This window comes from Rhizobium sp. 21-4511-3d (assembly GCF_053522545.1).
In genome coordinates, this window is sequence record NZ_JBNWCF010000001.1 from 353975 (window position 1) to 365104 (window position 11130).

General features: G+C 62.3%; 9 protein-coding genes. 4 read left to right on the forward strand and 5 right to left on the reverse strand.

Translation table 11 applies throughout. The features are described 5' to 3' along the window. Positions 1-51: 51 nt before the first annotated feature. The 3 genes from ACQZ5H_RS01905 to ACQZ5H_RS01915 all read right to left on the reverse strand — a co-directional run bounded on the left by ACQZ5H_RS01905 (position 52) and on the right by ACQZ5H_RS01915 (position 5498). Entirely contained in the window at positions 52-3183 is a 3132-nt protein-coding gene (locus tag ACQZ5H_RS01905) for an efflux RND transporter permease subunit (RefSeq protein ID WP_130278629.1), read from the reverse strand. Then, the gene (locus ACQZ5H_RS01910; protein WP_449096583.1) at positions 3180-4520 is read right to left on the reverse strand and encodes an efflux RND transporter periplasmic adaptor subunit; all 1341 of its coding nucleotides are present in this window, start codon (positions 4518-4520) and stop codon (positions 3180-3182) included. The genes ACQZ5H_RS01905 and ACQZ5H_RS01910 overlap by 4 nt, the downstream gene beginning before the upstream one ends. A 189-nt stretch (positions 4521-4709) precedes the next feature. After that, the gene (locus tag ACQZ5H_RS01915) at positions 4710-5498 is read right to left on the reverse strand and encodes an SDR family oxidoreductase (protein ID WP_449096584.1); all 789 of its coding nucleotides are present in this window, start codon (positions 5496-5498) and stop codon (positions 4710-4712) included. Between the two features lie 255 nt (positions 5499-5753). Between ACQZ5H_RS01915 and ACQZ5H_RS01920 the strand changes: the two genes are divergently transcribed. Continuing rightward, complete coding sequence (locus tag ACQZ5H_RS01920) at positions 5754-7418, forward strand: electron transfer flavoprotein-ubiquinone oxidoreductase (RefSeq protein ID WP_449096585.1); 1665 nt, start codon at positions 5754-5756, stop codon at positions 7416-7418. A 68-nt stretch (positions 7419-7486) separates the two neighbouring features. Here ACQZ5H_RS01920 and ACQZ5H_RS01925 read toward each other — a convergent pair whose 3' ends face one another. Beyond that, positions 7487-7714 carry a type II toxin-antitoxin system VapB family antitoxin gene (locus tag ACQZ5H_RS01925; RefSeq protein WP_449096586.1) on the reverse strand — a complete coding sequence of 76 codons (228 nt, stop codon included), beginning with the start codon at positions 7712-7714 and terminating at the stop codon, positions 7487-7489. Positions 7715-7888: 174 nt separating this feature from the next. Between ACQZ5H_RS01925 and ACQZ5H_RS01930 the strand changes: the two genes are divergently transcribed. Continuing rightward, positions 7889-8503 (forward strand): L,D-transpeptidase, encoded by a 615-nt coding sequence (locus ACQZ5H_RS01930; RefSeq protein WP_112719633.1) that lies wholly within the window; start codon positions 7889-7891, stop codon positions 8501-8503. A gap of 47 nt (positions 8504-8550) precedes the next feature. On the opposite strand, the gene ACQZ5H_RS01935 is transcribed toward ACQZ5H_RS01930, so the two are convergent. Further along, entirely contained in the window at positions 8551-9456 is a 906-nt protein-coding gene (locus ACQZ5H_RS01935) for a DMT family transporter (RefSeq protein WP_449096587.1), read from the reverse strand. Between the two features lie 143 nt (positions 9457-9599). Between ACQZ5H_RS01935 and ACQZ5H_RS01940 the strand changes: the two genes are divergently transcribed. Both ACQZ5H_RS01940 and ACQZ5H_RS01945 read left to right on the forward strand, forming a co-directional pair. Further along, positions 9600-10073 (forward strand): Lrp/AsnC family transcriptional regulator, encoded by a 474-nt coding sequence (locus tag ACQZ5H_RS01940; RefSeq protein ID WP_449096588.1) that lies wholly within the window; start codon positions 9600-9602, stop codon positions 10071-10073. A gap of 101 nt (positions 10074-10174) precedes the next feature. Further along, positions 10175-11104 carry an ABC transporter substrate-binding protein gene (locus ACQZ5H_RS01945; RefSeq protein WP_449096589.1) on the forward strand — a complete coding sequence of 310 codons (930 nt, stop codon included), beginning with the start codon at positions 10175-10177 and terminating at the stop codon, positions 11102-11104. Positions 11105-11130: the final 26 nt, after the last annotated feature.

An 11130-nucleotide genomic window follows, 5' to 3' on the forward strand; every position in this document is an offset into this window, starting at 1 on the left:
TCGTGGCCGGCCGCTAAATGAAAAGGGCGCCCTGGAGGCGCCCTTCCTGTCTTATTCGGCAGCCACTGCCCGTGCCTCGGGCTCTCCATCCTCGTTGGCTGGCATATCGTGCTTCTTCTTGCGGCTGAACAGCCGGCCGAGCCAGTTTTCGAAGCGGCCCATCTCGACGAAGATCACCGGCGTGATGAACAGCGTCAGCGCCTGCGAGACCAGAAGACCGCCGACAACGGCGATACCGAGCGGCTGGCGCAGTTCCGAGCTGGCGCCGGTGCCGAGCGCGATCGGCAGGGCGCCGAGCAGGGCGCAGAATGTCGTCATCATGATCGGCCGGAAACGGCGGACGCAGGCTTCGTGGATCGCCTCCGAGGCCGACATCGATGTCGACCTCAGGTTTTCCAGCGCCACGTCGATCATCATGATCGCGTTCTTCTTGACGATACCGATCAGCATCAACAGGCCGATGAGGGCGATGATCGACAGATCGAGGCCCATGACCTTCAGCGCCAGGAGTGCGCCGAGTGCCGCCGCCGGCAGGCCGGACAGGATCGTCAGCGGATGGATGAAGCTCTCGTAGAGAACGCCAAGCACCACATAGATCGTCAGGACCGCCGCCAGGATCAGGTAAGGCGTATTGCCCTGCGACTGCTGGAAGATCTGCGCCGTGCCGCCATAGCTGGTGAACACGTCGGTCGGCATGTTGATGTCCTTCTTGATCTGATCGATCGCCGCCGTAGCGTCGCCGAGAGATTCACCACCCGGCAGGTTGAAGGACACGGTGGTCGAGACGAGCTGGCCGGTCTGGTTGATAGTGACGGGGCCCGTCGTGCGTTCCACATGCGCGAAGTTCGACAGCGGCACGAGCGTGCCGTTGGACGAGGCGACGTTGATCTCGGCGAGCTGCTGGTCGTCCCAGGGCTTGCCGGTATCATATTCGACGATGACGTCGTAGCTGTCGCCGGTCGACTGGATTTCGGCAGCGGTATAGCTGCTGAACGCTTCCTGCAGCGTTGTGCGCAGTAGGTCGTTGTTGATGCCGAAGGCGGCAGCCTTTTCGCTGTCGATGACGATATTCGCCTGCAGCGCGTTGTTCTGGGCGTCGGTGGTCACGTCGGTGAAGCGCGGATCCTGGCGCATCGTCGTCATGATCTTGTTGGCCCAGAGGTTGGTCGTGTCGGCGCTCAGCGCCTGGACGATCAGCTGATACTGGCTGGCCGTCTGGCGACCGCCGAAACGCAGGCTCTGGTTCGGGGTGACGAAGGCCTGCAGGCCGGGGATCTTGTTCAGCGCCGTGCGCAGTTCACGCAGGGTTTGATCGAGCGGCGGGCGCTTGTCCTTGTCCTTCATCTGCACGAAGATCGTGCCGTTGTTCAGGGGCTTCTGGGCGTTGCCGCCAACGGTGGACATGACGTGATCGACGGCCGGGTTGGCGCCGACGACGGCTGCGGCCTGCTTCTGCAGCGCTTCCATGGCCTGGTAGGAAATATCCTGGCGGGCCTGGGTCGAGACCTGCAGGCGGCCGATATCTTCCTGCGGGAAGAAGCTCGCGGGCAGCGTCATGAACAGATAGATGGTCAGGGCAATCGACGCAAAGAACACGCCGATAACCGTCATGTGGTGCTTCAGGCACCAACCGACCGCACGGTCGTAACCGCGCAGCGTTCGTTCGAAGCCGGCGTCGAAGAGACGCACGAAGAGCGGCGGGCGGCTGTGGCCCTCGCCAAGCCGCGAGCCGAGCATCGGCGTCACCGTCAGCGAGACGATCGCCGAGGAGACGATGGCGATGGCGACCACCATACCGAACTCGTTGAAGACGCGCCCGACGACGCCGCCCATCAACAGGATCGGGATGAAGACCGCGATCAGCGAGACCGACATCGAGATGATGGTGTAGCTGACTTCGCCGGCACCCTTGATCGCCGCCTCGCGCACCGGCATGCCGTCCTCGACATGCCGCAGGATGTTTTCGAGCATGACGATCGCATCGTCGACCACGAGACCCACCGCGAGCGTCAACCCGAGCAGCGAGATGTTGTCGATACTGTAGCCCAGCACATACATCATCCCGAAGGTTGAGATCAGCGACAGCGGCACGGCAAGGCCAGGAATGATCGTTGCCGTCATGTGGCCGGTGAACAGATAGATCACCAGAACGACGAGGCCGATGGTCAAAAGCAGCGTGAACTTGACGTCGGCGATAGCAGCGCGGATCGGCTGCGCGGCGTCGTTCATGATCACCGTTTTGACCGAAGGCGGAATTTCCGCATGCAGCTGCGGCAGCTTGGCGTTGATCGCATCGACGACATCGACGGTATTGGCATCGGGCTGGCGCTGGATCGCCAGGATGATGCCGCGATTGCCGTCATACCAGCTGCCGGTATTCTGGTTCTCGACACTGTCTTCCACCGTGGCGACGTCGCTCAGGTGGATTGCTGCGCCGTTCGGCGAAGCGATGACCAGCGAGCGGAACTGCTCGGCATTGGTGCGCTGCGTATTGGCGTTGATCGTCATCGTCTGCGATTTGTTCTGCAGCGTGCCGACCGGGTTCTGGTTGTTGGCGGCTGCGATCGCCTGGTTGACGGTATCGACGCCGATGCCGCGGGCCTGCAGCTTGCTGGGGTCGACCTCGACGCGGACCGCATAGGTCTGCGCGCCGTAGACGGAAACTTCGGCGACGCCGGGGAGGGTGGAAAGCGACGGCGAAATGATGTCTTCGGCAATCTCGTCGAGCTTGCTGCGCGGCATCGTATCGCTCTGCACCGCCATCAGCATGATCGGCGCGTCGGCCGGGTTGGTTTTGCGGTAGCTCGGTGGCGTCGTCAGGTTGTCAGGAAGTTGGCGGGTGGCGTGGGAGATCGCCGCCTGGACGTCGGCCGCTGCCGCATCGATATCGCGGTTCAGATCGAACTGCAGGACGATGCTGGTATTGCCGAGCGAGCTCGAAGAGCTGATTTCGCTAATGCCGGGGATGGTTTCGAACTGCTTGATGAGCGGCGTGGCGACCGATGTCGCCATCGTCTGCGGCGAGGCGCCGGTCAGCTGGGCCGAAACGTTGATCGTCGGGAAGTCGACCTGGGGCAGGGCGGCGACCGGAATGAGCTGATATCCCGCCAAGCCGGCGAGAACAACGCCGATCGCCAGAAGCGTCGTGGCGACCGGACGCTGGATGCAGAAATTCGGAATCATTCCTCAGTCCCCGCGCTAGCGTTGTCGGTTTGCTGCTGCATCGTGTCGGCGGCCGAAGCAACGTTCAGCGCCTTGTCGTCAAACTGTTCGTTGATCGCCTGCTTGTCGGTGAGCTGGCCCTGGCCCTCGATGACCACATGGTCGCCTGTCGAAAGACCGGCGGAGATCGCCGAGAAGCCGCCATTGGAGCGCGCGACGGTGACCGGCGTCAGCTGTGCCTTGCCGTCCTTGGCGACGAAAGTGAAGAAGCCGTTCGGACCGGGGCTGACGGCGACCGTCGGCACCACGACCTGCTGTTCCTTGTTCTCGAAATGCACGACGACATTGACCGACTGGCCGGGCCAGAGGGCGCCGGAGGCGTTCTCGAAGCGTGCCTTGACGACGATCGTGCCCGAAGCCTTGTCGACGGTGTTGTCGTAGAAGCTGACTGCGCCCTTGCGCACCTCGCCCTTGGAGGTGTCCGGCGCGGTGCTGACATCGACCGGGCCGTTGGCCAGCGCCGTTTTCAGCTCCTTCAGGTAGCGTTCCTGCAGATTGAACTGCACATAAACCGGATCGTATTTGGCGATCGTGACGATAGCTGAACCGGCATTGAGAAAGGCGCCGTTGCTGATTGCGACGTCACCGAGGCGGCCGTCGAAGGGGGCGCGGATTTCGGTATGGTCAAGTGTCACCTGGTCGGCGGCGAGTGCGGCCTTGTCGGCCTCGACGGTGGCGGCCGCGCTGTCGCGGGTCGCCTTCGCCTGGTCGGCGCTTTCCTGGGTGCCGGCCTTCTGGTTGGCAAGGTCCTGGGCGCGGTTGTAGGCGATATCGGCACCGTTGAGGGTCGCCTGATCGCGTACGATCATCGCCTTATCCTTGTCGACGGCGGCCTTGGCCGACTTGTCGTCGAGCTTGGCGATCAGGTCGCCCGCCTTGACGGTCGCGCCGTCCTGGACGTTGATGTTGACGATCTGGCCCTGTTCCTGGGCAGCGATCGTCGTGTTGTCGTCAGCGACGGCCCAGCCCGAGGCGGTCACGTCGATCGGCAACGCCGTCTGGGCTGCTGCCACGGTCTTGACCACGGTCGGGCCATTTGTGCCGCGGCGATGTCCGCCACCGCCGCCCGACTTGTTGCCGGATTGACCGTCAGCCTGGCCGGCTGTCTGGCCGTCTGCCGCAGCCTGCTGGTCGCCGCCTACAGCACTGCCGTCTCCCTTGCCGCCGCCATGGGCGGGTTGTTTGATCAGTTTCGAAAGATAGGGAATCTGCTGTGCATAGGGAATGCGATTGCCGAACTGCCAGAGGCCGACTGCGGCAATTGCAACGACGCTGACTGTGATCCAGAATTTCTTCATGAGCGAGACCGGTTTTAAACAGAATGGGGCGAATTCTATGCTCTAACTGAGCCGCTTATTTTGCGGCGCAAAAAAGACATTATTCGCCGCTTACGATCACTAAGCGTTTATAACAGCTTAAATTTTCGTAATGAACATTCCGTAATATTAGTCCGTGACTAATATATACTGGGTCGCTACATCAGTCGACTACACTGAGCGGGCCGCTCCACCATCACAACGGATCAATGACCCCGTGATGTAACTTGCTGGTTCGCTGCACAAAAACGCCGCCGTCGCCGCAAACTCATCGACCTTCCCGTAGCGCCCAACTGGAATGCGCGCTTCCTTTTCCGAGCGGATTTCGTCCATCTTTTTGCCGGTGCGTCTTGCTGCCGCACCATCGAGTTCGTCGAGGCGGCCGGTCAGAATGCTGCCCGGCAGGAGCAGGTTGGTGGTGACGCCATGGCTGGCGATCTCGGAAGCCAGCGTCTTGCTCCAGCCGGCAAGGGCAGGGCGCAGCGTATTGGAGAGCGCCAGGTTGGCGATCGGCTCGATGACCCCGGAGGAGGCGACCGTCAGGATGCGGCCCCAGCCCTGCTGCTTCATGCCGGGAAGCAACGCGTTGGTCAGCGTGATGACCCGCAGCACCATCGAGAAGAAATAGGTCTCGAGCTTCTCGGCGCTCATCTCCTCGGTCGTGCCGGGCGTCGGGCCACCGGTATTGTTGACGAGGATATCGAGACCGCCAAACTTCTCCTTGACCGCCGCCGTCACCGTCGCGACGAAGTTCTCGTCGCCGAGATCGGCCCAGATCCAGTCGGCCTTGCCGTTGCCCTCGGCATTGATCGCCTTGCAATTGGCTTCCAGCTGCTCGCCGCTGCGCCCGCAGAGCAGCACGTTTGCGCCCTCGCGCGCCAAAGCCACTGCGATCCCCTGGTCAAGGCCGCGGGATGAAGCCAGAACGAGTGCGCGTTTGCCCTTGATGCCGAGATCCATGATGTCCTCCAATTCTATGCTTCTGTATAAGGCCCGCGACGGCGGAATGAAAAGCGCCGCCTGCATCAAATCTGCTGCTGTATAATTGACGTGAACGTAAACGTTAAATAGGTTTATGAGCACGGAGGAAATCATTGTGCGAATTGGAGGATTGGCTGTCGCTTCCCGGCTCGACAATGCTTTCCGGTTTTGACAAGAGATTACCCCAGATGGGGAATGTGGCCGGACGAACGGCCGAGCGGAGACCTGACTGATATGACCGAGACGACTGAGCTTCCGGAACGCGAAAGCATGGAATTCGACGTAGTGATCGTCGGCGGTGGACCGGCCGGCCTGTCGGCCGCGATCCGCCTGAAGCAGGTCAATCCGGATCTTTCGGTCGTCGTGCTTGAGAAGGGCGCCGAAGTCGGCGCGCATATCCTCTCGGGCGCCGTCGTCGACCCCATCGGCATCGACCGCCTGCTGCCGGACTGGCGCTCGGAAAGCGACCATCCCTTCAAGACCGAAGTCAATGCCGACCACTTCCTGGTGCTCGGCCCCGCCGGCTCCATCCGCCTGCCGAACGCGCTGATGCCGCCGCTGATGAACAATCACGGCAATTACATCGTCTCGCTCGGCAACGTCTGTCGCTGGCTGGCGGGCCACGCCGAAGCGCTCGGTGTCGAGATCTATCCGGGCTTTGCCGCCACCGAAGTGCTCTATAACGACGAGGGCGCCGTCATCGGCGTCGCGACCGGCGACATGGGCATCGAGAAGAACGGCGAGCCCGGCCCGAACTTTACCCGCGGCATGGAGCTGCTGGGCAAGTATGTGCTGATCGGCGAAGGCGTGCGCGGCTCGCTCGCCAAGCAGCTCATTGCCAAGTTCGATCTGCAGAAGGATCGCCAGCCGCAGAAGTTCGGCATCGGCATCAAGGAACTCTGGCAGGTCAAGCCGGAGAACCACAAGCAAGGGCTCGTGCAGCATTCCTTCGGCTGGCCGCTCGGCATGGCGGCGGGCGGCGGCTCGTTCCTCTATCACCTCGAAGACAACATGGTCGCCGTCGGCTTCGTCGTGCACCTGAACTACAAGAACCCCTATCTCTATCCGTTCGAGGAATTCCAGCGCTTCAAGACCCATCCGGCGATCCGCGGCACCTTCGAGGGCGGCAAACGGCTCTCCTACGGCGCCCGCGCCATCACCGAGGGCGGCTACCAGTCGGTGCCGAAACTGACCTTCCCGGGCGGCGCGCTGATCGGCTGCTCGGCCGGTTTCGTCAACGTTCCCCGCATCAAGGGCAGCCATAACGCCGTGCTGTCGGGCATGCTCGCCGCCGAGAAGATCGCCGACGCGATAGCCGCCGGCCGCGCCAATGACGAAGTCGCCGAGATCGAGAACGAATGGCGCAAGACCGCCATCGGCAAGGACCTGAAGAAGGTTCGCAACGTCAAGCCGCTCTGGTCGAAGTTCGGGACGCTCGTCGGCATCGGCCTCGGCGGTCTCGACATGTGGACCAACACGCTGTTCGGCTTCTCCTTCTTCGGCACGCTCGGCCACGGCAAGACCGACGCTGCATCTCTGGAACCGGCCTCGCAGCACAAGAAAATAGAATACCCGAAGCCCGACGGCGTCCTCACCTTCGACCGTCTCTCCTCGGTGTTCCTGTCGAACACCAACCACGAGGAAGACCAGCCTGTTCATCTGCAGGTCAAGGACATGGCCCTGCAGAAGTCGTCGGAGCACGACATCTACGCCGGTCCCTCGACCCGCTACTGTCCGGCCGGCGTCTACGAATGGGTGGAGAAGGACGGCAAGGACACCTACGTCATCAACGCCCAGAACTGCGTCCACTGCAAGACCTGCGACATCAAGGACCCCAACCAGAACATCAACTGGGTTCCGCCCCAGGGCGGCGAGGGACCGGTTTATCCGAATATGTGAGCTGTGGGACCGGTCGCGATCGGTCCCTGGATCTCGGCGCCGAGGGGATCAGAACCTGACGGCGCCGCCTAATCCTGATTGTCGTTGTCACCCCAGGTGCCGTCCAGATTCCAGCGGCGGCGGGGCGGGGCCCCGAGGTCGGGCGCACTGCTGCCCAGCATGAAGACTCGCTGCGCAGCTTCCTGTTGAATGAGCCTTGTCAGCGCTTCCTTCAGGAGCGCTGACTTTTCGCGGATGCCAGTGACTTCCTGTGCCCGCTCGATCAGGGCGTCATCCAGCGTAACGGTTGTTCTCATCTCCCGTCCCCCATCGAAAACGACAGTAAATGATGCGCTTTCCAGTGCGCCATGTCGAGGCGAGCCCTTATTTCATGCTCTTCAAACTCAACTTCCACGGTCGCGCTTAGCAGTTCATTAACCATAATCTCATTAACTTCGGTTGCATCAACCGAACGTTAAGGACCTGTTTCGATGTCGATTTCCCGCCGCGGTTTCGTTTTGGGCGTTTCCGCACTTCTTGCCGGATGCGCGTCGAGCGGTCCTGATCACCGCGCCAACTATGCGGCTCTTCCGGCCGAGAAGTTTCCGCTTCCGGCCATGCCGCTCGACAAGGTCGATCCGGAACTGCGCCGTCAGGAAGTGTCTTACGTTTCGAGCTATGATATCGGCACCGTCGTCGTCGATACGCCCGCCCGCCGCCTCTATTACATTCTCGGTGATGGCAGGGCGATGCGCTATGGCGTCGGCGTCGGCCGTGAAGGCCTTGCCTTTGCCGGTGGCGCCTATGTCGGGCGCAAGGCGGAATGGCCGAGCTGGACGCCGACCGAAAACATGCAGCGCCGCGAAGAGCGCTACCGCAGGCTCGCCGGCGGCATGCCAGGCGGCCCGAACAATCCGCTCGGCGCTCGCGCCATGTATCTCTACCGCGGCGGCAACGACACCCATTTCCGCATCCACGGCACTAATCAGCCGCAGTCGATCGGCCTTGCGATGTCGAGCGGCTGCATCCGCATGCTCAACCACGATGTCATCGATCTCTACGATCGCGTTGCACCTGGCGCCAAGGTCGTGGTGATGCAGGCTTGAATGCAAAAAGCCCGGCGTCTCAGCCGGGCTTTTCATGTGAGGAGTGATTAGCGGCGTCTGGCGGCAATCCCCGTCGAGAGCGCAACGCCGATGCCGGTGATGACGGCGGCGGCGATCTCCGCCATGCCGACGGGTTCACCGAGCAGCATGCCGCCGCCGATCGTGGCGAGGACCGGCGTGAGTGCGGTGAAGGCTGCGGCCTGCGTGCCGCCGAGCGTCTTGACCGCGGTGCCATAGGCGACCATCGCCACCAATCCCGAAAGCACGCCCTGGCTCAGCACCTGCAGGCCGAGATCGGCAGCGCTTGCCTGCGCCAGCGAGGTGCCGAAGACGAGGGCAAGGACGGCGATCACCAGGAACGACCAGATGGCGACGAGGGCGCTTGCCTGCAGGGCCGTCAGGCCGCTGCGGCGGAAGGCGTGGGTATAGCTTGCCCAGAGCACGGCACCGGCCGGCAGCATGACGAAGCTCGTCCAGGGAAGCGATGCATCGGCAAGGCTTTCGATCAGCAGGATCAGCACCCCGCCGACGATCGCCGCAAGGCCGAGCTTGCGGGTGATGTCGGGCCGCTCGCCGAACAGCAGGATGCCAATCAGGGCTGTTGCAAGCGGCATCGAGCCGCCGAGCAGGATGCCGGATGAGGCGGCAGGCGTCGAATGGATCGCCAGTGTCGTGACGAGGAAGAAGACGGCACCGGCACCGGCGACCATCAGCACCAGGAGGTGCAGCGGCAGGCCCTTCGGCAGCAACCCGGTTTTCAGCCAGACCGGCGCCAGCACGAGTGCTGGAATGCCGTAGCGGATGAGGCCGATATCGATCGAGCCGAGCGGCGTCGCCGCGCTGTGGCGCGTCGCGAGGAACCACGAAGCCCAGATAAGCACGGTCACCGTGCCGCCCGCATAGCCGGGAAGCAGGGACGCGGACTTGTCGTTGGTGAGGCTGATGCTGGCCATGGCTCTATCCTTTCCGTGGTCCGGATGATCTCCGGTTGGAAAGAAGATAGGCCGGAAGGCCCCGGCATGTCCTTGCTATCTATGGCAAGGAAATCATAATACTGGCAATTATCTGCCAAGATCATCTTTGAAAGTTATCGGATATGCCAAATCTTGATAAATTCGATATCGCCATCCTCAAGTGCCTTCAGGAGGATGCGCGGGCCACCAATGTGGAGATCGCCGAGAAGGTGAACCTCTCCCCGTCGCCCTGTCTGCGCCGTATCCGCAACCTCGAAAAGTCGGGCGTCATCCGCGGCTACCGCGCCGATATCGACCGCAAGGAGGTCGGGCTTGGGCTCACCGTGTTCGTCGAGTTCAAGGTGATCAATCACACCCGCGAGAATTCCGAGGCGCAGCAGGCCGCACTTCTGGCAATCCCCGAAATCGTCTCCTGTTTCCTGATCTCGGGCACCGCCGATTTCCTGGCCGAGGTGGTGGTCGAGGATCTTGCCGCCTATGAGCGTCTGCTGACCGAAACGCTGCTGACCTTGCCCAATGTCAGCGACATCCGCTCGAACTTCGCGATCCGCAGTATGAAGACCCACGGCGCCCTGAAACTGCCTGAGAAAAAATAAGGTGAGAGTTTTTGTAAACTTTACTTGAAGTCTGCACGTCAATTCTGTAGCGGAATTTTGAAGCGGGACCCGCCTCCCGCAATTTCAGCTGGGAGTTTGATGTGAGCCTGTTTCAGAACCCGATGTCCCGCCGCAATTTCGGCCTTCTCCTCGGCGCCGCCGGTGCTGCGCTGGTTGCCCGCCCGGCTTTTGCCGATGACGCCGCCCGCACGATCGAGCACCGGCTCGGCTCCACGGAAATCAAGGGCAGGCCGCAGCGCGTCGTGGCGCTCGAATTCTCCTTCGTACAGTCTCTCGATGCGATCGGCGTCGTGCCCGTCGGCATCACCGACGACAACCAGCCGAAGCGCATCGAGCAGCTTCTCGGCAAGAAGATCGATTACAGCTCGGTCGGCACCCGCCTGGAGCCGAACCTCGAGCTTGTCAGCGCGCTGACGCCCGACCTCATCATCGCCGACGAAATCCGCCATTCGGCAATCTATGCGCAGCTCAGCGCCATCGCCCCGACCATCGTCCTGAACAGTTGGGAAGGCAGCTACCAGACGATCAAGGAAGGCGTCGTCACCATCGCCGATGCGCTGGGCGACAAGGCGAAGGGCGAGGAGGCAGTGGCCGATCACGAGGCGGTCGTTGCAGCGCTGGTCGCCAAGATCCCGGCCGGCGAAAAGCGCCGCTTCCTGCTGGCGGTCGCGACGCCCGATTCCATGAGCCTCCACACATCCTCGTCCTTCACCGGCTCGGTCTTCAAGGCGATGGGCCTGACGCCAGCAGTCGATTCTTCCGACGCGGTAGAAAGCGGCGCAGGCCTCGAGCGCCTGATCGCCGTCAATCCCGATGTGCTCCTGGTCGCGACCGATGCCGGTGGCACTGTGCTCGACCAGTGGAAGGGCAATAGCGCCTTCGCAAATATCTCGGCCGTCAAGGACAGCAACATCTTCGAGGTCGATCGCAACCAGTTCTCGCGCTTCCGCGGGCTGAAGACCGCCGAGATGATCGCCCGCGAAATCCTCGCCAAGGTCTACAAGGCCTGACACTGGTGAGCGACGCGGCCGCAGCA

Excerpts from the sequence above, each read along its gene's own strand:
- ACQZ5H_RS01920 (WP_449096585.1), top strand. The coding sequence starts at position 5,754 with ATGACCGAGACGACTGAGCTTCCGGAACGCGAAAGCATGGAATTCGAC.
- ACQZ5H_RS01940 (WP_449096588.1), top strand. The coding sequence starts at position 9,600 with ATGCCAAATCTTGATAAATTCGATATCGCCATCCTCAAGTGCCTTCAG.
- ACQZ5H_RS01935 (WP_449096587.1), bottom strand. The coding sequence starts at position 9,456 with ATGGCCAGCATCAGCCTCACCAACGACAAGTCCGCGTCCCTGCTTCCC.
- ACQZ5H_RS01910 (WP_449096583.1), bottom strand. The coding sequence starts at position 4,520 with ATGAAGAAATTCTGGATCACAGTCAGCGTCGTTGCAATTGCCGCAGTC.
- ACQZ5H_RS01915 (WP_449096584.1), bottom strand. The coding sequence starts at position 5,498 with ATGGATCTCGGCATCAAGGGCAAACGCGCACTCGTTCTGGCTTCATCC.
- ACQZ5H_RS01930 (WP_112719633.1), top strand. The coding sequence starts at position 7,889 with ATGTCGATTTCCCGCCGCGGTTTCGTTTTGGGCGTTTCCGCACTTCTT.
- ACQZ5H_RS01925 (WP_449096586.1), bottom strand. The coding sequence starts at position 7,714 with ATGAGAACAACCGTTACGCTGGATGACGCCCTGATCGAGCGGGCACAG.
- ACQZ5H_RS01905 (WP_130278629.1), bottom strand. The coding sequence starts at position 3,183 with ATGATTCCGAATTTCTGCATCCAGCGTCCGGTCGCCACGACGCTTCTG.